Origin of the sequence: Novosphingobium pentaromativorans US6-1, assembly GCF_000767465.1 — a bacterium.
Taxonomy (GTDB): Bacteria; Pseudomonadota; Alphaproteobacteria; order Sphingomonadales; family Sphingomonadaceae; genus Novosphingobium; species Novosphingobium pentaromativorans.
The window spans coordinates 2,617,043-2,638,931 of record NZ_CP009291.1; the positions used below are offsets into that span (position 1 = coordinate 2,617,043).

Annotated in this window: 19 protein-coding genes; 10 read left to right on the forward strand and 9 right to left on the reverse strand. The window is 62.4% G+C overall.

Going from position 1 to position 21,889, the window contains the following annotated elements:
* Window position 1 precedes the first annotated feature (1 nt).
* Window positions 2-310 carry a DUF4286 family protein gene (locus tag JI59_RS12265; protein ID WP_138921327.1) on the reverse strand — a complete coding sequence of 103 codons (309 nt, stop codon included), beginning with the start codon at window positions 308-310 and terminating at the stop codon, window positions 2-4.
* 359 nt (window positions 311-669) lie between these two features.
* Between JI59_RS12265 and JI59_RS12270 the strand changes: the two genes are divergently transcribed.
* From JI59_RS12270 to JI59_RS12280, 3 genes are read left to right on the forward strand one after another with little or no spacing between them, the layout of a single operon-like run.
* Entirely contained in the window at window positions 670-1,575 is a 906-nt protein-coding gene (locus JI59_RS12270) for an NAD-dependent epimerase/dehydratase family protein (RefSeq protein ID WP_007012413.1), read from the forward strand.
* Complete coding sequence (locus JI59_RS12275) at window positions 1,572-2,003, forward strand: nuclear transport factor 2 family protein (protein WP_007012411.1); 432 nt, start codon at window positions 1,572-1,574, stop codon at window positions 2,001-2,003. The genes JI59_RS12270 and JI59_RS12275 overlap by 4 nt, the downstream gene beginning before the upstream one ends.
* Before the next feature lie 21 nt (window positions 2,004-2,024).
* Window positions 2,025-3,035 (forward strand): MDR family NADP-dependent oxidoreductase, encoded by a 1,011-nt coding sequence (locus JI59_RS12280; protein WP_007012410.1) that lies wholly within the window; start codon window positions 2,025-2,027, stop codon window positions 3,033-3,035.
* Window positions 3,036-3,231: 196 nt separating this feature from the next.
* On the opposite strand, the gene JI59_RS12285 is transcribed toward JI59_RS12280, so the two are convergent.
* Together JI59_RS12285 and JI59_RS12290 are read right to left on the reverse strand one after the other, a co-directional pair.
* On the reverse strand, window positions 3,232-4,854 hold the full coding sequence (locus JI59_RS12285) for an AMP-binding protein (RefSeq protein ID WP_007012409.1): 1,623 nt from the start codon (window positions 4,852-4,854) through the stop codon (window positions 3,232-3,234).
* A gap of 13 nt (window positions 4,855-4,867) precedes the next feature.
* Window positions 4,868-6,004, reverse strand: coding sequence for an aromatic ring-hydroxylating oxygenase subunit alpha (locus tag JI59_RS12290; RefSeq protein WP_007012408.1), 1,137 nt, complete (start codon window positions 6,002-6,004; stop codon window positions 4,868-4,870).
* A 563-nt stretch (window positions 6,005-6,567) separates the two neighbouring features.
* On the opposite strand from JI59_RS12290, the gene JI59_RS28195 reads away from it, so the two are divergent.
* Both JI59_RS28195 and JI59_RS12295 read left to right on the forward strand, forming a co-directional pair.
* Entirely contained in the window at window positions 6,568-6,693 is a 126-nt protein-coding gene (locus JI59_RS28195; protein WP_138921326.1) for a topoisomerase C-terminal repeat-containing protein, read from the forward strand.
* Window positions 6,694-6,851: 158 nt separating this feature from the next.
* On the forward strand, window positions 6,852-9,254 hold the full coding sequence (locus JI59_RS12295) for a TonB-dependent receptor (RefSeq protein WP_007012407.1): 2,403 nt from the start codon (window positions 6,852-6,854) through the stop codon (window positions 9,252-9,254).
* 464 nt (window positions 9,255-9,718) lie between these two features.
* Here the strand turns inward: JI59_RS12295 and JI59_RS12300 are convergent, their stop codons facing one another.
* Both JI59_RS12300 and JI59_RS12305 read right to left on the reverse strand, forming a co-directional pair.
* Window positions 9,719-10,729: an NADP-dependent oxidoreductase gene (locus JI59_RS12300; RefSeq protein ID WP_038577563.1), complete on the reverse strand. Its 1,011-nt coding sequence runs from the start codon at window positions 10,727-10,729 to the stop codon at window positions 9,719-9,721.
* Between the two features lie 45 nt (window positions 10,730-10,774).
* Entirely contained in the window at window positions 10,775-11,590 is an 816-nt protein-coding gene (locus JI59_RS12305) for an SDR family NAD(P)-dependent oxidoreductase (protein WP_007012405.1), read from the reverse strand.
* 189 nt (window positions 11,591-11,779) lie between these two features.
* Between JI59_RS12305 and JI59_RS12310 the strand changes: the two genes are divergently transcribed.
* Genes JI59_RS12310 through JI59_RS12320 form a run of 3 tightly spaced genes read left to right on the forward strand, consistent with a single transcriptional unit; the run spans window position 11,780 to window position 14,670 of the window.
* The gene (locus JI59_RS12310; protein ID WP_038576107.1) at window positions 11,780-12,247 is read left to right on the forward strand and encodes a MaoC family dehydratase; all 468 of its coding nucleotides are present in this window, start codon (window positions 11,780-11,782) and stop codon (window positions 12,245-12,247) included.
* Between the two features lie 14 nt (window positions 12,248-12,261).
* On the forward strand, window positions 12,262-13,506 hold the full coding sequence (locus JI59_RS12315) for a CaiB/BaiF CoA transferase family protein (RefSeq protein ID WP_202946084.1): 1,245 nt from the start codon (window positions 12,262-12,264) through the stop codon (window positions 13,504-13,506).
* Window positions 13,507-13,512: 6 nt separating this feature from the next.
* Window positions 13,513-14,670, forward strand: coding sequence for an acyl-CoA dehydrogenase family protein (locus JI59_RS12320; protein WP_007012402.1), 1,158 nt, complete (start codon window positions 13,513-13,515; stop codon window positions 14,668-14,670).
* 39 nt (window positions 14,671-14,709) lie between these two features.
* Here JI59_RS12320 and JI59_RS12325 read toward each other — a convergent pair whose 3' ends face one another.
* The 4 genes from JI59_RS12325 to JI59_RS12340 all read right to left on the reverse strand — a co-directional run bounded on the left by JI59_RS12325 (window position 14,710) and on the right by JI59_RS12340 (window position 18,407).
* The gene (locus JI59_RS12325) at window positions 14,710-15,561 is read right to left on the reverse strand and encodes an SDR family NAD(P)-dependent oxidoreductase (protein ID WP_038577564.1); all 852 of its coding nucleotides are present in this window, start codon (window positions 15,559-15,561) and stop codon (window positions 14,710-14,712) included.
* Window positions 15,562-15,614: 53 nt separating this feature from the next.
* Window positions 15,615-16,565 carry an alpha/beta hydrolase gene (locus tag JI59_RS12330; RefSeq protein WP_007012400.1) on the reverse strand — a complete coding sequence of 317 codons (951 nt, stop codon included), beginning with the start codon at window positions 16,563-16,565 and terminating at the stop codon, window positions 15,615-15,617.
* Between the two features lie 62 nt (window positions 16,566-16,627).
* Window positions 16,628-17,479, reverse strand: coding sequence for an SDR family oxidoreductase (locus JI59_RS12335; protein WP_007012399.1), 852 nt, complete (start codon window positions 17,477-17,479; stop codon window positions 16,628-16,630).
* A 154-nt stretch (window positions 17,480-17,633) separates the two neighbouring features.
* The gene (locus JI59_RS12340; RefSeq protein WP_038577569.1) at window positions 17,634-18,407 is read right to left on the reverse strand and encodes an IclR family transcriptional regulator domain-containing protein; all 774 of its coding nucleotides are present in this window, start codon (window positions 18,405-18,407) and stop codon (window positions 17,634-17,636) included.
* 277 nt (window positions 18,408-18,684) lie between these two features.
* Here JI59_RS12340 and JI59_RS12345 point away from each other — a divergent pair, with 277 nt between their 5' ends.
* Together JI59_RS12345 and JI59_RS12350 are read left to right on the forward strand one after the other, a co-directional pair.
* A complete protein-coding gene (locus tag JI59_RS12345; RefSeq protein ID WP_038577571.1) occupies window positions 18,685-20,622 on the forward strand; it encodes a flavin-containing monooxygenase in 1,938 nt (645 codons plus the stop codon).
* A gap of 146 nt (window positions 20,623-20,768) precedes the next feature.
* Window positions 20,769-21,857: an NAD(P)H-dependent amine dehydrogenase family protein gene (locus JI59_RS12350; RefSeq protein WP_007012396.1), complete on the forward strand. Its 1,089-nt coding sequence runs from the start codon at window positions 20,769-20,771 to the stop codon at window positions 21,855-21,857.
* Window positions 21,858-21,889: the final 32 nt, after the last annotated feature.

The following is a 21,889-nucleotide window of genomic DNA, read 5'->3' on the forward strand; positions in this document are numbered from 1 at the left end:
CTCAGTCCGGGGTGATTTCCATGGCCACGATGTTGCCGGAATTCGCCTTGTCGAATTCCGGTGGGAACGGGCCCATCGAAGTCATCATGGTTTTCATGAACGCGTCCAGATCGTCCGTCTCGACTTCGTAGGCGGCGAAATAAGGATAAGGCGTGTTGCCGTGCAGGGTGCGGAACCTGCGTGCCGAGACGATCCCTTCAACTGCGCGCAGTTCGGGCAGGTGTGTCTCGTCGTACCAGCGATTGAACGCAGCCTCTGCCGCATCGCCCTGGGTTGGGCCGTTGAGGGCCAGGATCATGTAACGTGCCATCGGAAGGTTCCTCTCTGTCGCGTCGCCATGATTGAGATACCTCATGGCGAGAAATTATCGGACGTATCAGTCGCATGTCGACCATCATATAGTCATTGAGGATAGTCAATTGGTTTGCTACCTCCATGGTCCAGGATGGGAGAAGGCAGAATGAACAGGCATTGCAGGCAGCGCCATCAAGCATTCTGGAGCTGCACGTCAGAGTTCTGGCCGCGGTTCGCGTTGCCCATCGGAAATGGGCAGCGCCGTTCTGCATGCCGTCCGGGTCGGCCGTTCGCGCTGATGTCGAGGCTTGTTCCCGCACCCGTGCGAGAGAATGCTGTCCGGGACCGTCGCGGATTGCTGCAAGGCATTGCGACATGAAGATTCTCGTCATCGGCGGGAACGGCATGGTCGGCGGTCATGCGGCTTTGCGCCTGGCCGCGGCTGGCCACGACGTGACCCTGGCCTCGCGCACGCGCCCTGATAGCGGTCCTTTGGCGCAGCTTGCCTGGAAGGCTGTCGATTACCTTGCGCCCGATGCTCAGGCGGTGCTGCGGGGATTCGATGCGGCGGTCTTCGCAGCAGGACAGGATCCGCGGCACGTTCCCAAGGGGGCAGATGCTGCAAGCCATTACGCGCAGGCGAATGGAGAGGGCGTGCCGCGCTTTTTCGCCGCGGCCAAGGCGGCAGGCGTCGGCAGGGCGGTCCTGATCGGCAGTTTCTATCCGCAGGCGGCACCTGAACTGGTCGAAACCGATCCCTACGTCGCCAGTCGCCTGGCCGCAGATGAAGGGGCTCGCAAGCTGGCCGACGACAACTTCCATGTCGCAGTGCTCAACGCGCCTTTCATCATCGGCGAGGTTCCGGGCCTGATCGTGCCTTCGGCGGATGCCATGGCCCGCTGGGCGCTGGGCGCGCTGGACCTTCCCCGTGTTGCGCCGCCCGGCGGCGTCAATGTGATCACCTGCAATACACTGTCCGATGCGATCGAGGGCGCGCTGGTTCGCGGAGAGAACGGGAAGGCCTGGCTGATCGGCGACGCCAACCTGAGCTATGCGCGCTATCTGGGTATGTTCTTCGAGGCTGCCGGAGATCGGGCGGCGCTTGAACTGAGGGACGAACCCCATCCGCTGATTCCCGATTCCGCCATGCTGCGGGGGCGCGGAAAGACGATCTACTATGACGTAGCCCCCGCCGAACGCGCGACGCTTGGCTATCGGCAGGACGATGTGTGGCCGACGATCCGGCTCATCGTCGAAAATGCCGCAAGGCGCCTGGCATGAACGAGGGGGAACGCGCACTGGCCATCGCCGAAATACGCTCGCTGAAGGCGCGGTACTGGCACTGCGTCGATCTGCGCGATGCCGAAGGGTTGCGGGCCTGCTTCGCCGACGATGCCGTCATTCCGGCCCATGGCGACATCCGCGAAACCCGCGATGCAGATGGCTTCGTCGCCAATCTCGTCGCGTCGCTCAGGGTTACGCGCTCGCTTCACCTGGGTGGCCCGGGCGATATCGCACTGGAGAGTGCGGATAGGGCACGCGGCGTCTGGGCCGTCGAGGACCGGATCTGGGCACTGGACGGTGTCACGAATACCCCATTTCGAACATTGCACGGTTGGGGCCATTACCATGACGAATACGTGCGGACGGCCAAGGGTTGGCGCATCCAGTCCTTCCGGCTGGACCGGGTCCGCGTCGACATCACCTGAATTGAACCGAGGAAGAAACTCATGCGCAAGGTAGTTCTGGCGAAGCGTCCGAATATCGATCCCCGGCCCGACGATTTCGAGATCGTCGATGCCGGGATGCCCGAGCCGAAGGATGGCCAGCTGCTGGTCAAGGTGCTGTGGCAGTCGATCGATCCCTACGTCCGCCTGACATTCGACGATCCGACCATTGCCGGAGCGCCCGGAATGGCCCTGGGCGAGATGCCGCTCGGCCGCGCCGTATCGCAGGTGGTGACATCGCGGCATCCCGATTTTGCCGCCGGCGACATTATCGAAGGGCGCACCCACTGGGGTGAATACGCGGTGGTGGATCCCGCAGTGCGGCCGACCAAGCTGGACTTCGGCGAAATTCCGCTGTCCTACGCGGTCGGTGCGCTGGGGATGCCGGGCCAGACCGCCTATGCCGGCGTCGACAAGGTTCTGAACGTGCAGGCGGGGCAGACGATGCTCGTGTCCGCCGCGGCAGGGGCTGTCGGAACTCTGGCCGGCCAGATCGCCAAGCACCGCGGCGCGCGGGTCGTGGGCATTGCGGGTGGTCCCGACAAGTGCGCCGAGGTCGAGAAGCTGGGCTTCGATGCCTGCGTGGACTACAAGGCCGCCGATTTCTCCGATCGACTGGCTGCTGCCCTCCCCGGAGGGTTCAACGCCTACTTCGAGAACGTTGGCGGCGACATGAGCCGGATCGCGTTCCAGAATGCCAGCTACGGCGCGAAAGTGGCTCTGTGCGGTGTGCTGTCGGTCTATGCCGTGGGGAACGAGACCGGCCCCGATCGCTTGCCCGAGGTCATGCGCCTGCTGTTCACTAAGGGGCTGACGATCCAGTCCTTCTTTGGCGAATTACTGGGCGGGGCCGATGCCACGGTTGCCATGCGCAAGCTGATCGAAGCGGGCGCCATTACCCCGCGCGAGTCCATCATTGAAGGCATCGAAAACCTGCCGGCAGCGTTCAGCGGCATTTTCCGGGGCAACGATCATGTCGGTAAGGTGGTGTTGCATATCGCCGATCCGGACTGACATTCTTTCGCCGGAATAACGGGAAATGGGAAGGGTTCGCGTCCCCGGCCGATGCCGGAGAAGGGCGAACCCTTCAACACTTGAGATACTGCCTTGGCCGGCATGTCGCGAACCGACTGCCTAGTTCCAGGAGTAGTAAGTCGCACAGGCCATGCTTGCGCGAAGGCACCCGCGCCGAGAGCGGCGCGGGTGCAGTTCAGTTTCGCGAGAGCGCGAAGGCGGCTTTCTTGCGATCCCAGGTGTTCTGCGTCACGCCGCGCTCGCGCAGTTTGAACTTCTGCACCTTGTTGGTTGGTGTGCGCGGGAAGTCCGCGACGATTTCGATGTAGCGCGGCACGAAGAAATACGGCGCGTTCTCATTGATGTACCGGGCTATGTCCTCCGGCGTCACATCGGCCCCGGCGTCGGGAATGATATGCGCTGCCAGTTCGCTTTCGCTTTCCAGTTCGTCGGAGGGGATGCCGAAGACGGCCACATCGGTCACGCCAGGATGGCGGCGGATGACGCTTTCGACTTCCATGGTCGATATGTTCCGCCCGGCAAGCCTGACCGCGTCCTTCTTGCGATCGACGAAGAAGTAGTTCCCATCCTCGTCCTGGCGGCCAAGATCGCCCATTCGATACCATCCATCTTCGGTGAAGGCGGCCTTAGTTGCTTCGGGATTGGCGAAATAGCCCTCGAACATCATATGCTCGGCCTTGGGCCTGATGGCGAACTCGCCGGTCTGGCCGGTTGCAACATCCTGTCCGGAATCGTCTATCAGGCGCAGGTCGAGATCGGGATTGGGACGGCCCAGTGCGCCCGGCGGCATGGTGACCGCCAGCTCGTGCGGCAGCGACAGCACTGCCGAAGCCTCGCTTTGCCCGAAACCCTGGCCCACGCGTTCCAGCCCGAAGCGTTCGCAGAACGGAAGCAGCAGGTCCTTGGGCATCGGGGTCATGGCGGCGTCGCGCGCAGGATTGTCCGCATCGTCGGCCCGGCGTTCGGCCTTCCACAGGTACATGTGCATCGCGCCGAGCGTGAAGATATGGGTAGCACCGTAGAACCGGACGCGATCCCAGAACGACGTGACGGAAAAGCTGGGGTCGGTGGCGCACGCGATGCCTTCCACCAGGCAACGGAAGAACGCGGTGGTCCAGGCCGCCGTATTGTACAGCGGCAGGACATTGTAGTGAACGTCTCCCGGCCGCGTGCGATAGCTGGAGCGACCGCCGAGCTCGGCGCTGCGGATCCAGATATTGTGGCTCTGCATCACGCCCTTGGACTTGCCCGTCGTGCCTGATGTCCACAGCACGGCGTTCACGTCGCCGTAGTGGATCGCGCCGTGATCGAAGGCATCGGCCTTTGCCTGCTTCAATTCGTCGAATGGCCGCGCCCAGGCCGGCCAGGCGCCGGAATCATCGCCCATCACGTAGATCGTGCGGCATGCCACCCGATCCTTGATCTCGGCGAGGCGGGCGATCAGCTTGCCGTCCGTGACAATGACTTTCGGATCGCTGTCCGCCAGCGTCTGGGCCAGCCAGTCGCCCTTGTATTCGCCGTTGACCGGGATCCATACGGCCCCGAGCCGGTTCACCGCCAGGGTAAGATAGACGACCTCGATGTCGGAGGCGACAAAGAACGCCACCCGATCCCCCCGCGCAACGCCTTGGCTTGCAAGCCCGTTGGCGATGCGGTTCACCATCTCGTCGGCCTGCGCGAAGGACACGCGTCGGTCCTCCTGCGCCAGGTAGATGCCATCGCCATTGGTTTCCGCCTGCAGCTGCAGGATGCGCGGAAGGTTGCGATCCGCCGGATCGCTCAGGTCGAGCCTGTTCATAGCCTGTCTCCGCTCAGCCGGTGACGGACGCGAACTGCGCGACGTCGGGGGTCGCCGACATGTCCGGCGCCTTGCCGCTTGACGCATAGAACTGCGAAAACCAATCCGAATTGCGCGCGAACGGGCCGTCGCCCTGGCAGACCAGCGGAGGATCGAAGCGGTGGTGGCGGTCGAAGATGACCTTGTCCTGATCGAACTGCCGCGCAACCTCCTTTATCAGGGCGCGCGCCAGCCCGGCGCGAGGGCCGTCGATCTCCGTCTTGGGCTGAGTGAAGGCGAAGCGAGAATGCATCAGGTCGCGTTCGATCGGCGCGCTGCCGGTTACCATCAGCGTGTCGGATATGCCCGAATAGCGCACCCAGCCCTGGCCCGGCCCATACGTGATCGATTCGATCTGGCCCTTCAATTCGCCCTTCGATGTCTGCACCTGGATCTGGGCGGTTATGCGACGCATGATGCCGTCGAACTCGAATTCGTAATCGGGCACGTTCAGGGTGCCGTGAACATACTTGAAGTGGCTGACGTCGACCGCGTTGTCGCTCATGTTTTCCATCGAGTTGGCCGTCTTCCATTCGAAGGTCTGCAGGTCGGTCCAGTCCTCATGCCCGATCTGCGTGAAGCTGGCCGGCTCCCACAGGGGGGCGATGCGGTCGGGGTGGTGCCAAACCATCACGAAGCCGTTGACTTCCCGCGTCGACCAGGCAGGCACGCAGTCGGCGCGCTTCGCCTTGGGCGGAATGACGCGCGAATAGGGGATATCCTTGCAGGCCCCGGTTTCGTCCCATCGCCAGGCGTGGAAAGGGCACTCCAGCAGATTTCCGTGTACCTTGCCGCCAACGGCCATGTTCGCGCCGTAGTGCGCGCAATAGGCGTCGATCACGCGGGCCGTGCCGTCCTCGCCGCGCCAGACCGCCAGGTCGGTACCGAAATAGCGGACCGGCTTCACTTCGCCGATCGCCAGTTCGCTGCTGTAGCAGACCGTGAACCAGCCCATCGGGAACTGCTTCTGCAGGTTCCGTTCGTCCGCGGAAGGATTGTCTGTTGGCACTATCAGGCGCCATGCCTCGATGTCCTCGACATTCAGCTTATTGAGTGCCTGACGTGTCGCTGTCTTTTCGGTCGGCTTCTCGGCGATCTCGGTGTTGCTCATATTTCGGCCTCCGTCCCAAATCTGGATGATAGAGTTATATCAATTGCTGCATTACACGGACAAAGGCGATGCGCCAAGACCGTAAGCGGCCCAGCGGGTGTTCGGGGCGCCGCAGCTTCTGGATGAACGCACCCCCAGACAGGGCAAATCGTCGCACTATCTATCGACAATCTATCCGATAAAATGGCTGATTATCAGTAATTTATATAGCGTTCCCTGGACGGCGCCCGTCGGCGCAGGGCGTGCCGGGGCGATGCCGCGGACAGGCCGGAAGAAGGCTGAGCGGTCAGGCGCAAATCATCTTCCAGCCCTTCGGCTGCGCGTCGCAAGGGGCCCTTTGACGGGTTGTGCCGTCGACTCGAGTCGCGCTGCCGCCGGCACCGGCCACCGAGTCGTTCATCCCGGTGCCGGTGCTTCGCGCATGGCGGGCTCTTCCAGCTGTCGCGGACAATCGGATCGAGCGGAAGAATCCGGCATGGAACGGGGCTTTTCCGGTTCGAACATGGTACGGAAGGTCCGCCGCGGACCATTCGCGCGGCCGGTGTTGAAGCGGCTCCGTTTGTATGTCGAATTCCGGTGCGGGCAGGGGCAGTGCGGGTCGACTGCAGGCGGCGTTCTTCCCGGAATCCGGAGGGAAAGTGGCCATACGATCAGGCAGGTATGGCCATTATGTCACGCTTTCGAGATAAAACAGGTATATCAATTGACGGCAGCGAAACATCGAGGTAACAATCCATTCATTGCAACGTGAATGTCCGCCGCAAAGGCGTTCAATCGAAAGTCGCCGCAAAGGCGTACTCTTGGGAGGGAATCGATGAGATTGAAGGCTATTCTTTGTACTACTGCCATGGCAACTTGCCTGTTTCATGCGCCAGCCATGGCGCAGGACAGCGCTTCCGCTGCCGACGATCAGTCAGCGCAAGCCTCGCACGGCGGTATCGAGGAAATCGTCGTTACCGCACAGCGCCGCGAGCAGAACCTGCAGGATGTGCCGGTAGCCGTGACCGCGGTGACGGCCTCGACGATCGAAGGCAATCGCATTCAGAACGTCAACGATCTGAGTTCTATTGCTCCCAACCTCTCCGTTCGCGAGGGTGCCGGTGGCTCCAAGCTGCCGCAATACTCGCTGCGCGGCATTTACACTTATGGTTCGGCGATCGGCGCCGACAAGGGTGTCTCGCTTTATATCGACGGCGTCTATATTCAGTCTGTTGTCGGCTCGATCCTAGACTTCGCCGATATTGAGCGCATCGAAGTGCTGCGCGGTCCGCAAGGTACGCTGTTCGGTCGCAATGCGACCGGCGGCGCCATCAGCGTCACCACCCGCAAGCCGACCGGCGTGCTGGGCTTCCGCCAGGATGCCACCATTGGCAATTTCAACCAGTTGCGCACGAAGACCCGGGTCGATCTGCCGCGCATCGGGCCGTTCGCTATCACGGCCTCGTACATGCATTCCGAACGCGACGGCGATACGCGCAATCTGGGCGCGGGTACGCAGGTCGACTTCGGTCCTGCTACCAACGGCGCGAAGGGTGTCTACACGGCTCCGCGTCGCCTCGGTGACGAAAACAACGAAGGTGTCTTCGTGGCCGTCGATGCCGACTTCGATCCGGATCTCAAGGTTTCGTACAAGTTCGACTACGCCCAGAGCGATTACACGGCGGGCGCCACGGGCCTGAGTTATCTGGCCGGTCCTTCGGCGTTGCAATACGGCGGGACACCGCCTTCGCTGGCCGGCTATTCCTTCTACAACGCCAGCCCCAACCCGATGACCCCGATCAGCCTGACCAGGCCGGATGCGGTGAACAACGCCTACAGTCTGGGCGGCATGACCAAGTCGCAGGGGCATAACCTGACCTTGGAGTGGTCCGCGACCGACAACCTGACGCTCAAGAACATCGCGGCCTATCGTACCAGCGAGACGACCAATACCTTGACCCAGCTTGACGGGTTGGGCGGCTTGCAGTTGCCCGCGACTTCCGGCGGGTTCCCGTTCGTATTCGTCCTCAACAATTCCAGCAACGACGACAGAACCTTCACTAACGAGTTCCAGCTGAACTACAGCACCGATCGGGTGAACGTCACGGCGGGCCTGCTGTACTTCGATTATCACCAGGTAGCGGGCGGCGCTCCCAACCTCTACAACGTTCTGTCAGGCTCTCCGGTGATCGGCCAGAACACGAGTTCTTTCCCGACTCCCTTCGTTCTGCCCAGGAACACCGGATACGTTCCGTCCGAGGTCGACGTCACTTCAAAGGCAGCCTACGCTCAGGGCGAATTCCACCTGACGGACGCGCTGAGCGTCGTAGGCGGCATCCGCTTCACGCAGGACAAGAAGTCCGGTCGGGAAACGGTGCCGGGCTCGGTTGCAATGCCGTCCAATGGCGCAAGCGTGCCCATTCGGTACAAGGACGATCGGGTCACCTATCTGATTGGCGTGAATTACAAGCCGACGGACGATATTCTTGCCTATGCCAAGTATTCGACCGGCTATATTTCCGGCGGTCAGCTGGCGACGATCACGTTCGAACCTGAAACAGCATCGTCATTGGAGGCCGGTGTCAAGGCTGACCTCTTCGATCGCATGCTGCGCACCAACGTGGCCTTGTTCCACGTTGACTACAAGAACATCCAGGTGGCGACGCTGGGTTCGCTTACCGGCATTCCTTCGGCAGCCAACTTCGGACAGGCCATCATTCCGTTTGCGGACTCGCGGGCCTACGGCTTCGAATTCGAAAGCACCCTGGTTCCGATGGACGGACTCACCCTGACGGCCAACGTCGGCTATACCGACTTCGACTGGAAGAAAGATACGATCTTCGCTGGCCTGTTGAACGGGGCAGGTGCTCCCGGAGTGAAGGAGTTCTTCCGTCCGAAGTGGACCGGAAGCACGTCTGCGCAATATAAGTTCTACGACGTAGTCGGCGGCGGCGATCTCGTGTTCCGCGCCGATCTCAACTACAAGAGCAAGACGCGTCTCTCCAACGACATTACCCCGGGTTCCGGCCCGACGGCACAGGCCGATCCGGCCTATGTCAAGGGCGTTACGGGACAGGAGCAGTTCATCCTGAACGGGCGCATTGCACTCACCCAGGTGCCGATCGGTCCCTTGAAGGGCGAAGTGGCCGTCTGGGGCAGGAATCTTCTGGACGATGACAGCATCGTTCAGGCGACGGGTCTCGGCTTCGCGGTTGCCGTCATTTACGAACGGCAGCGGACTTACGGCCTGGATTTCTCGATCCAGTTCTGATCGCCAGCGAATAGCGATCGCATAAAGCAAAAGGGGCGCTCGTCAGAGCGTCCCTTTTTCGTTTGCTTGTGGCATGCGCCTGGCCCGCGGCCTGATTCCGGCATTGCCAGAACATGGGGCCAGAACATGGGGCTGGCACATGAGGCCGGCACATGGGGACGCTCCACGGGCCTTGAAGCCAGCGGCGCGCCACGCACACGCTCCCGGAAAGCCGGGACAGGTTAGCGATAATTCAAGAAGGGGACACGCCCGGAGCCGGGCGGCAGCGTCGATGCGGCGCTCTGCGGCCCTTGCGTGTCGGTCGATTGGCTGCAGCTACAGGGCCGTCCCCGGCGGCCCCAGGGGCTCTGACAGCCTGCTTCGGCAAGTCGTGTCAGGGTTTCCGGAACGGCCTGTCGGAGAGGAGGAGAGCGACCCATCCGGCTGCATTCTCCGGACGGGTCGCTGATGGGAATGGGCGAGAACTAGACGCGCAGCAGTTGCTTGCCGATGTTCAGGCCCTTGAAGATGCGCTGGAAGGTTGCGGGAATGTTTTCGAACCCGGTCTGGATGTCCTGCCGGTGGCTCAGGCGGCCTTCGCTGACCCAGCGTTCCAGACGGGCATCGGCAACCTTGTTGTAGTCGCTGAAATAATGGACGAGGTAGCCCTTCATCGTCGCGTTCTGGATGGTCAGGCGAAGATAGTTCTTCGGTCCGCCCGGAAGGTCCTCGGGCTTCGACATGTCCCGCTCGTAATTGCTGATGCCGCCGCAGATGACGACGCGTGCGCCATAGGAAATGCGCGCCAGGGCAAGGTCGAGGATCGCGCCGCCGACATTGTCGAAGAAGATGTCGATGCCGTCCGGGCAGAGCGCATCCAGCTGGGCGGCAACATCGTCGGTCCGGTAATTGATCGCTCCGTCGAAGCCCAGTTCGTTGACGATCCAGTCGCATTTCTCCTGCGTACCGGCGATGCCGATAACGCGGCACCCGGCAATCTTGCCGAGTTGTCCGACGATCGATCCGATCGCGCCTGCCGCGCCGCTGACCAGCAGCACATCGCCGGGCCGGGGCATGCCGACGTGGACCAGCCCGAAATAGGCGGTCCTGCCCGAGGAGCCCAGGATGCTCAGTGCGTTTTCGTCGTTCACGCCCGGAGAGATCTTCTCAAGCTGAGCGGCGCGCACGACCGGATGCATCTGCCAGCCGAGATGGCCGCGCACGCGGTCGCCGGGGGCGAAGGCAGGATCGCGCGACTCGACCACTTCGGCAATGGCGCGTCCGGGCATAATGTCGCCGATCTGGGTCGGGGCGGCATAGCCGGCCATGTTCGACATCCAGCTCTTCTGCGTCGGGTCGAAACCGAACATGCGAGCCTTGAGCAGGATGTCACCGTCTTCCAGGTCGCGCACGGCCCGCTCTTCAAGCGCGAAATCGCTTTCCCGCACTTCGCGCCCGATAGGTCGTTCCTGGATGGTCCAGCAAGTGTTCTTCACGATCGTCAACTCCCAGTCTGCCGGAATGCCTTGCCGGCCAGTGAATCAAAGCTGCCGGCGGATACCGCCGTCATGGACAAACGCCTGGCCGGTCACGAAGCGGGCCTCGTCCGATGCAAGATATACGAAGGCATGGGCAAGGTCTTCCGGGTCACTGACGATGCCCAGCGGGCTATGCTGTCCAAGCCCGCGCTCGGCATCGGCCTCGTCCTTGTAGCGGCCGGCCTTGACCATCGACTGCATGCCGCGCTCGATCATCGGCGTCTTGGTAACGCCGGGGTGCACCGAGTTCACCCGAATACCCTGGGGGCCGAACTCATCGGCCGCGCACAAGGTCAGCATGCGTGCCGCAGCCTTGGATGCGGAATAGGCGAAGCTCATCGTATTGGGCATGTAGGCGCCGACGGAAAGCGTATTGATGATCGAGCCGCCGCCGCGGTGCCGTTCACGGCTCTGTCCCAGAGCAGGCACGCAAGCCTTCATGCCAAGGACGATCGCACCGAAATTGACTTCCATCACCCGGTCGAGGTCCTCCTTCGGCAGGTCCATGATGGAGCCGTGGAGCGAAATGCCCGCATTGTTCACCAGGACGTCCAATCCGCCGAATTCGTCGATGGTGGCCTGGCATACGCGCGCCCAGTCGTCAGCCTTGGCGACATTGTGCTGCAGGAAGAGGAAGCGGCCGGCGCCGTGCGACTGTGCCATCTGATCCGAGATTTCCTCTGCATGATCTGCAGAAAGGTCGGTGGCAACCACTCCTGCGGCTCCTTCGCGCAGGAAGGCATCGCAGATGGCGAATCCAATGTTTCCGGCGGCTCCTGCCCCCGTAACAATCGCGACTTTGCCGGTTAGACGACCCATTATTCCTCCATGTACTTCATCAGGTGAAGTTTGAGTCCGTTCAATAAGGGCAGCGGACCGCGCGTGTCAATTGGCCTCGCGGCCGCGGCATCGGTCGTGATCCAATTATATGAAGTATTGCTTCAACAGGCGAACCAAACTAAGCCTGTTGCCGTTTCAAGAGTTGGACCGCCAATACGGAGTTTGGTCATGAACGCATCCCGATGTCCCGAACAGCTTGGCCAGGGCCATTTCTGGCAGGACCTTTCGGTCGGGCAGCGTTTCCGGACTCTCAACCGGACCGTTACCGAAGCCGATCTGGTCAACTTCATCGGTGCGACCGGGATGCTGGAAGCCATTTTCATCGACGCCACCTTTGACGGCGCAATGGAAGGCCGTGCCGTGCCCGGTGCCCTGACCTGCGGCCTCATCGAGGGATTGCAGTTCCAGACGTTGCTGCAGGCCACCGGGCTTGCCATGCTGGAAATGACGATCAAGGCCGTGAAGCCGGTGTTCGTCGGCGATACCATACACGCGATAGTGACGATCGAAGCCGTTCGGCAGACCTCCAGGGGAGGACGCGGCCTCGTCGAATCCTCGGTCGATATCCGCAACCAGCGCGGCGAGACCGTGATGACCTATACCGCCAAGCGACTGATCGCCGGTCGTCCGGACTGATTGAACTTATGACAATGAGCAGGCCCACCATGCAGGACACTCCGCCGAACGCAGCGCCTTCGGGTGACGGCGTGGAACTTCGATCGCCGCCGCTTGCCGGTGTGCGCGTGCTCGATCTCTCGCGCGTGCTGGCCGGTCCCTGGTGCACGCAATGCCTGGCCGATCTGGGGGCTGAGGTCCTGAAGGTGGAAAGCCCGGGCGACGGGGACGAAACGCGGACCTGGGCGCCGCCCTACGCGGGGGACATGTCTGCCTACTTCACTTGCGCCAACAGATCCAAGAGCAGCCTCGTGGTCGATCTGAAGACGCAGGAAGGCAAGGATACCATCCTGGCACTCGCGGCTCAGGCGGATGTCGTGATCGAGAACTTCAAGACCGGCTCGCTGGAACGCATGGGGCTCGGCCGGGAAGATCTGCGACGCATCAATCCGCGTCTCATCCATTGCTCGATATCCGGTTACGGCCGTTCCGGCCCACAGCCCGATCGCGCCGGCTACGACTTCGTGATTCAGGCGGAATCGGGCCTGATGTCGATTACCGGTGAGGCTGACGGGCCGCCTGTCAAAGTGGGCGTGGCGGTATCCGACATCATCACCGGCCTCTACGCCTCGCAGGCAATCCTCGCTGCACTGGTCGAGCAGCGAAAGACCGGGCAGGGCCGTTTCCTCGATGTCGCCCTGTTCGACTGTCAACTGGCGGCACTTGCCAATATCCAGGCGAGCGTGCTGGCGACCGGTCAAACGCCGCGTCGTTTCGGCAACGCCCACGCGACGGTCGGTCCGTACCAGGTGGTGGATGCCGCTGATGGTCCCTTCGTCATCGCCCTTGGCAACAGCCGCCAGTTCGATGTCTTCTGCCGGCAATTGCTGGATCGGCCCGACATTGCCGAGGATGATCGTTTCAGGACCAACGGCGACCGGTTGACCAACCGGGAGGCGCTGAACGCGCTGATTGCGCCTGAACTGCTCAAGCGGTCGAGTCAGGAATGGCTTGAGCTGTTTCACAGGCACGGGCTTCCCGGCGGCCTTGTCCAGACCGTCGATCAGGCACTGGCTTCCGAGCAGGTTTCTGGGCGGGGCCTCGTTCACCGCTTCAACGAGGAAATTGCCGTGGTGCGTTATCCCGTGCAGGTCGAGGGAGGCCTGCCCGATCCCTCTCCACCGCCGCACCCCGGCGAGGGCGGGGAAGCGCTGGCGCAAGAATGGCTGTCGGGCGTCAACGGCATATCCGCATCGGTTCAAGAGATGGAAAAAGGCTGACCGGTCATGAACTTCGAGTTGAACGAAGATTTTTCGATGCTGCGCGATCTGGTGGCGCGCTTCGTGAAGGAAGAAATGCTGCCGCTCGAACCCGCCGTGCTCGAGCGCGAGGCGATGACGGGCAACGCGGCTCTCACGACCGAGGAAGAAGAGCGCTTGCGCTCGGTTTCAAAGGACATGGGCCTTTGGAGCCTCGATGCTCCTGAAGATGTCGGCGGCATGGCGCTGCCGCATGTCGCGATGGTGGGCGTCAACGAGGAACTGGGCAAGTCGGCGGTTGCCTTCCACCTGCCCCCCGACAGTCCCAACCTGCAGATGTTGATGGCGACGGTCAACGATGCGCAGCGCCAGACCTACCTCGCGCCTTACGCGCAGGGCGATACCGTCTCTGCCATCGGCATTTCGGAGCCCGGTGCCGGTTCCGACCCCAAGGCCATGAAGGCGCGTGCGGTCAAGGATGGCGACGACTGGATCATCAACGGGCGCAAGATCTGGATTACCCGTGCCGACGAGGCCGATTTCACGATCCTGATGGCCAATGCGGAAGTCGACGGGGAAAAGCGGGGCATCTCGGCGTTCCTGGTGGACGCGGACCTGCCCGGGTTCGAGGTCGTCCGCCCGATTCCCATGATCGGCGGAGAAATGACCTACGAAGTCCTGCTCGAAGACTGCCGCGTGCCCGGCGACAGGTTGCTGGGCGAACTGGGCAAGGGTTTCGCGCCGATGCAGGTGCGGTTGGGGACACGCCGTCTGCAGATCGCCTGCTGGTCGATCGGCATGGCGCAGCGCGCGCTCGATATGGTGTGCGAATACGCGCCCCAACGGCAGACCTTCGGTATGCCGCTGTCCAAGCGCGGCGGTGTGCAGGACTGGGTCGGCCAGGCCGCGACCCGGATCCACGCGGCACGCCTGATGACTTACGATTGCGCCTGGAAGCTGGACGAAGGCCGCGACACCCGGCGCGAGATCTCGATGATCAAGGCCTTCTCCACCGAGATGGCATGGGACATCGTCGATCATGCGATGCAGTTGTTCGGCGCCATGGGCATGACCCGCGAGATGCCGTTGCACCTGATGGCTTCGCGTATTCGCACGATGCGGATCTACGATGGCCCGACCGAGATCCACAACTGGGTTATCGGCCGGGACGTATTGGCGGGCTGAGGGGCTATCCGCCCCCCACCCACGCCCTGTTGAGGAAGATCAGTCGAGCGCGGCCTGCGCCATGCGCTCGTTGAGCTGCGGATCCTTGAGGCCCTGAAGAAAGGATCCGCGGGCCGCGGCAGCGCCCGCCATCATTTCGGGGTGCGGCGAAACCCAGAAGTCGCCAGCCGCGATGCCGGCAAGGATCCGCTCCCCGGCCTGCTGGGCGGGAAGGCCATGATCGCGGATCATCGCCTTCATTTCCTCGTGGTGGGCCTTGATCAGCTTGTGTTCGCCAGCCGCCGCGGAATCGGCGAAGATGCGGCTTTCGACCGGGCCCGGCAGGACGGCCGACACGTGGATCGGCGCCTTCAGTATCCGCAATTCCAGCGCCAGGCACTCCGTCAACGACAGGACGGCATGCTTGCTGACCAGATAGGCGGCCTGCAATGGCGCCTGGCTGACGCCTCCGACCGATGACAGGTTGGCGATGGCAGCGGGCTTGCCGGCTTCGAGCATGCGCGGCACGAAAGCCCGCAGGCCGTTGACCACGCCCAGGACATTGATGTCCATGATCCGCCGCCATTGCTCGGGTGGCAGTTCCCAGATCAGGCCGATCAGTTCAATGCCGGCATTGTTGATCAGCATGTCGACCTGGCCGTATTGCGCATAGGCCTGCGAAGCCAGTTCCTCGACCTGGGCCGGATCGGTAACGTCGGTATGGAACGCCGTGGCATCCGCGCCCGCTTCGCGCAGCGAAGCTGCCACTGCATCGACGCGCTCCGCCGCCTTGTCGGCCAGAACGAGCTTCATGCCAGAAGCTGCCGCGGCGCGGGCTATTCCCTCGCCGATTCCAGCACCGGCGCCAGTGATAACGATCACCTGGCCCTGTAGATTACCAAGATCCGTCATTTTCTCTCCCATACGAGGCTGGCCCGAGGTTGGTCGGGCCGGGTGAAAGGCTGTCAGTCGCCCATTGCGCGCAGGCGCTGGGCGAACCGCTCCGAAAGCCATGCGCACGTCTCGTCCATCGCCTTGCGCACGGCGGGTGAATAGGCAACGAAGGCAAGGAAACCATGCGGCATCCCGTCATAGCGGCGTGCATCTACCGGGGTTCCTGCGAGGCGCAGTCTCTCGGCGTAACGCTCACCCAGATCGCGCGACGGATCGCATTCGCCGCTCACCACAAGGGCAGGGGCAAGTCCGTCATGCCGCGCCGCATTGGCGGGTGTGGCGCGCGGGTCGTGCCGGTCCTGCGGGTCTGCCAGATAGCAATCCCAGTAGAAGCGGCTATCGGCGGCGCGCAGCATCGGCCCATCGGCGTATTCCTTTGCGGACGGCGCCTCGGGATCCGGGAAGTCGGGGCTCGCATAAAGCAGGACCTGCGCCGCCAGTGGCAAGTCGTTGTCGCGCGCCTCGATGGCGAGGCTGGCGGAAAAGTTTCCTCCCGCACTGTCGCCGCCCACCGCGATCACACCCGGTATGGCATTGAGTTCACCGGGATGTTCGAAAGCCCAGCGCAGGCTGGAGGATGCATCCTCGACACCTGCCGGGAAGGGGTATTCTGGCGCCAGCCGGTAGTCGACCGACATGACTACGCAGCCGGCGCCTGACGCCAGCGCGCGGCAGATCGGATCGGCAATGTCCAGATTGCCCAGCACATACCCGCCGCCGTGGTAATAGACGAGCAGGGGGAAGGGGCCTTCTCCGTTCGGCGTATAGACCCGCACGGCAATGTCTCCGGCAGGGCCCGGGATCGTGCGATCGGCGACTGACGAAAGCGGCACGTCGAGCTTCGGCGCGCGCGCCGATCCGGCGTCGACCCGTGCCCGCAAGGTTTCGATGCTGATGCTGTCCAGCGGCGGCATCGGCGGAATGGCATTGATGATCGGGGCAAGTTCAGGGTGCAGCGCCATGACAGTTCCTTTGGCGAATAGGGTGTTCGAAGGCGAAGGGCAGGGCGAGAGGAGCGGGAGGACTACGCCTCTTCGCGCCCGCCGCCCCGCAATTGCGCCGCGGATGCTTCGGCCCGGTCAAATGCGGCTTCGATCCTTGCGAAGCGGGCGCTGACGTGGGGGCGCAGTTCGGGGGCGGTGATGATGTAGAATGCGCCCTCCTTGATCGACCGAACCACATGCAGTCCGACGTGGTAGGGATCGAGGCCGTCGGGATTGGCCGAGCCGCTCTTGTATTCATCGGGCGGCGTGTCGACATCTTCCAGCCCCTGCGCCGCGCGCGAGCTGCGCCACAGCGCCGTGCGGACGGAGCCGGGAAGCAGGACGCTGACGCCGATATTGTTTTCGGCCAGTTCGGCGAGGAGCACTTCGGACAGTGCGACCACGGCATGCTTCGTGGCCCCGTACATGCTCCTCCCTGGCGTTCCGGGAAGAATGCCGGCCATCGAGGCGGTGTTGACGATGTGGCCCCCGCCAGCCTCCGTCATTTGCGGAAGGAATGCGTGCGTCCCGTAGAACACCCCGTTCAGGTTGATGTTGACGAACCGGTTCCAGACCGAGACGTCGAGCGTGCTCACCGGCATATTGGCGGCGCCGACGCCGGCGTTGTTGCACAGGACCTGCACCGGTCCGAGAGTGTCGCGCACCTTTTGTGCCAGTTCGACCCAACCGGATTGATCGCTGACATCGTGCACGAAGGGGCTGACGACAAGGCCGCGCTCCGTAAGGTTCATGGCCGCCTTCGCCAGCGCCTCGGCATCGTAGTCGACCATTGCGACAGTCATGCCTTCCTCGCCCAGCGCTTGCGCAAGGCCCAGCCCGATGCCGCTGGCCGCGCCCGTGACAAGGGCGGTCTTGCCGGCGAAATGGTCCATTTTTCGACTCCCGAATCGCCGTGCCTGAATGCCTTCCGACTGTCAGGTCGGACGAATCCTTGCGCCAGTGGCGTTTCGGCACTTCCTATCGCCCCGCGGAGTGTCCCGCAAGGGTTTGAAGCCTGACTTCATTGTGCGAAGCGAAAGTCGCTGGTCAGATCGTAGAGCCGGCCGCGATGGAATCGGCGGCTTCACGCAGTCGGGGAACGAGCTTGCGCTTCGCCTTTTCGTCCACGATATCGGTGAGGAACATGACGTTGAGGGCTGCGATCGCATAGCCGTCCACACAGACCGGTACGCCGATCGCGGAAACCTTCGAATCGTAATTGTGGGCACTGTAAACGGGATGCATCGTGGCGAAGCCAGCTTCCCGAACGCGTGCCAGCTGTTCATGCACGGCAGCGGCATCGTCTGCCAGCACTGCCTGCAGCCGCTCGTCGTGAGCCATCATTGCCACGATTTCCTGCACGACGTTTTCCGGCTGATAGGCCAGATAGGCCATTCCCAGAGACGTGCCCAGAATCGGTGCGCGATAACCGGCCTGGCGATTGAAGAAGAGGTGCCCCTGCGCGCGGCTCGTCTGCACCAGCACCATCATGTCGCGATCGCGCACCGCGAGATCGGACGGCCAGCTGATCCGGTCCTGCAGTTCGGCAAGAATGGGCTTCGACACCACGCTGAGCTGCTGTGCGGAGCTGTAGCCGGCGCTTAGCGACAAGGTCCGGCTGGTCGGTACATAGCATCCCGTCGTGCTGTCTTTCAGCACCAGTCCCGCCGCTTCCAGCGTCTCGAGTATCCGGACCACCGTGGACGAACTCAGCTGGGTCTCCTGGTGGATCCGGGCGAAGGAAGCCTGCGGCAACTGGTTGACAATGGCCAGTACGTCGAATGCCCGCAAAGCGGCCGTGACTGGCTTGTATGAAGGCATGTACTTGACTTTCCCCATCCGAACGAACGCGCAGCTTCATTGCATGATTGCGCGAAAATGCAAACGCGGCGGGCTGAAAAGAGCGCGTTCCGGTTTCAGGGTGCCGAAATTTCCCCCGGGCAGAGGTGCATTGCGCTGATTCCGTGAATCGGATTGACAGCCAAATTCCGAATGCGTAAAAAATTTTGAAGCGAGACTTCATCTATTGAAGTTAACTCGATCTAAGCAGCATAAGCCGGGACAGTCCCGCGGCAATGAGCGATGTGGAGTGGAATCGATGCACGATGGCGTTCACTTGAAGAAGTACAGCATTGACGATGAGCGGCTGCAGTCCGCTGTCGCGGCACTCGATCCTGCGATCGCTTTGCTTGCCTTGGTTCATCTGACCGGCGATCGGACATTGCTGCGCACTCTGGGGGCGGCTTTCGACGGCGTGCCGCGTGCGGCCCAGTCGTCCTTCAGTCCGCGCGATCTTGGCCCTCCCAAGGAAGTGGACGCGGCCGTCGTGAAGCAGATCCGCGAAATGCTGATCGCGCAGATGGCGAAGGATCCGCATCCCCTCATCACTTTCCCCGACCGCGCCCTGTTCCAGCAGATGGCAGAGTTCTGCATAGGTATCCCGCTTGGCGAGCAGGCAGTCGCGATGGGCCGCGAGCAGGCCGGTTTCTCGAAGGACGAAGGCGCGGCCGAGGCTTCGCGCGTGCCGGGGCCGGACTTCAACGTACTGATCCTGGGCGGCGGCATGGTTGGCCTGATCGCCGCCATCAAGCTGAAGGCGGCCGGTTTCGATTATCGCATCGTCGAGCGGAACAAGTCCGTCGGGGGGACATGGTACCTCAACACCTATCCCAACGTCGCGGTCGATACGCCGAGTGTGCAATACTCGCTGTCGTTCGAGCAGAACGCCTCCTGGAGCAAGTACTATCCGCGCGGCGCCGAATATCTCGCCTACCTGCAGATGGTTGCCGACAAGTACCAGGTTACGGACAACATCGACTTCAATACCGAGGTTCAATCGTGCGTCTGGGACGAAGACCGAAAGCTGTGGACCGTCACCTGCGTCTGCGACGGTGAGACCAAGACTTATGAAGCGCGCGCGGTCATCAGCGCCTTCGGCTTCCTGACCAAGCCTTCCATGCCCAAGGTGGACGACCTCGACACGTTCGAAGGCCCGCTGGTCCATTCCGGGTACTGGGATGACAGCATCGAAGTCGAAGGCAAGAAAGTCGTCATCGTCGGAACCGGAGCGACTTCGGCGCAGCTGGCGACCAACCTTTCGGGCCGGGCCAGTCACGTCACCGTCGTGCAGCGCCAGCCCAACTACATGATGCCGGATGAGAAGACACTCAAGGACGTCGATGCGAACGAACGCTGGGCATTGGAGCACATCCCCTTCGTTACCCAGTGGAGCCGCTTCCAGAGCCTGGTGAGCATGCTGACGCTGCCGGTCTCACCGGGTGTGATCGACAAGGACTATCGCGAGCGTACCGGCGGTGTCTCGGCTCTCAACGAAGGCGCACGGCAAGTGAGCCTGAACTACATCGAATCGAAGTTCGCAGACTATCCCGAGCTCAAGCGCAAGGTGACGCCCGACTTCCCCTTCTTCGCCAAGCGCCCGATTCTCGATTGCGGCTATTACGATACGCTCAAGCGGCCCAATGTCGATCTGGTGGAGGGCAGTCTGGCTCGCTGCGAAAAGGACGCGGTCGTGCTGGCGGACGGCACCCGGATAGAGGCCGACGTCGTTGCCCTTGCGACCGGCTACTCGCTGGCCTTCCTGTCCAACATCGACATCACCGGACGAGACGGACGATCGCTGGAGGACGTGTGGAATCCCTATCCCTTTGCCTACAAGGGTCTGGAAGTTCCCGGGTTTCCCAACTTCTTCATCACCAGCGGACCCAATTCGGGCCTGACTGCGTCTCACACGACCCTGGGGGAGCAGCAAGTCCACTATGTCGTCGAATGCCTCAAGGCGATGGTCGAGCGGGACCTCGTTGCGCTCGACGTTTCAGAGAAGGCCTGCACCGAATATTGCCAGGCGATCGAGCAGCGCCTTGAGGATACGGTGTGGGTGCAAAAGGGCACTGCGCACGGTTATTACCGGCACGAATCGGGCAAGGTCGTCCTGGCTTATCCGGGAACCAATCTCGAATACTGGAGCGCCCTGAGGCGTCCCGATCTGGGCGACTACGATACGATCGCGCGCCAGTAGCGTCGGGACCGAGGCGTGCCGGCCCGCCTTCACCCGTCGCGACTGGATCAAGGCCATGACGCCGGAGTGCAAACATTTCCTGCAATAGAGGTATATGTTTTGGCTCCGGCATGGCATACTCCAACCCTGTCATCAGGGAGAGAACAATGGCCATCAGGGTGATTCACTGGGGGACCGGGGCAACGGGCCGCCTGGCGCTGGGCGCCATTCTGGAACGCCCCGGACTCGAACTGGTGGGCCAGTACGTCTGGAACGCGGAAAAAGCGGGTCGCGATGCCGGGGAACTGATCGGTCGGCCCGCAGTCGGCGTCATCGCGACGCAGGACATCGACGCGCTGATCGCCCTGCGACCCGACGTGTTGACATATTTCGGCAATGGCGTGCGCGACCGGCAGCAAACGGCACGGGACATTGCGCGCTTCCTGCAAAGCGGCATCAATGTCGTGACCAGTTCGCTCCCTCAGCTGATCCACCCCGACTGCGGTGAGCCTGACTTGCGCGAGATCGTCGAGGCGGCTTGCGAGGAGGGCGGGGCAACCCTGTTCGCAAGCGGGATCGACCCCGGCTTCGCCACCAGCCATCTCGCTGTCACGGCCTATTGCGTGGCGCACCGGGTGGATCGTGTCCGACTGCAGGAATTTGCCGATTACGGCGTCTATCCGGATGAGCAGACCGGGCGGTATCTCTGGGGATTCGGACTGCCGCTGGATGCCGAAACCGTGGTATCCTCCGGTGCCTTTCTGAAGTCGGCCTGGACGGGAACTCTCGAAGCCAATGCCCGGGCGCTGGGCTGGACCATCGAGTCCTATCGCACGACATGCGTGACCGCTCCTGCCCGCAAAGACCATGAAACCGCGATTGGATCGATCGAGAAGGGGACTACGTCTGCCGTCTGGTTCCAGTTGATCGCAACCGTCGACGGGGCGGAAAAGCTGATCCTGGAGCACGTGAACTGGATCGATGTCGACGACGTTCCCGCCGACTGGCCGGTGCCGCCGACATTCAGGGGAGAGCCTTCGGGCGTCTCTTACAGGCAAGTCATCGAGGGCGAGCCGTCCTACGATCTGGAGCTCCAGATGAAGGATTCCGACAACGGCCTGCTGATGACGGCGATGCATCCGGTGAATGCCATTCCCCTGACGATCGCCGCGAAGCCCGGTGTCATCGACCAGACCGGCCTGGCACCCTTCGGGCCGGGCGACGCAACATCACGGCTCGGCGCAGTTTTTAATTGAGTTACCTTTAGTCCTATGTTTGTATCGTCGCG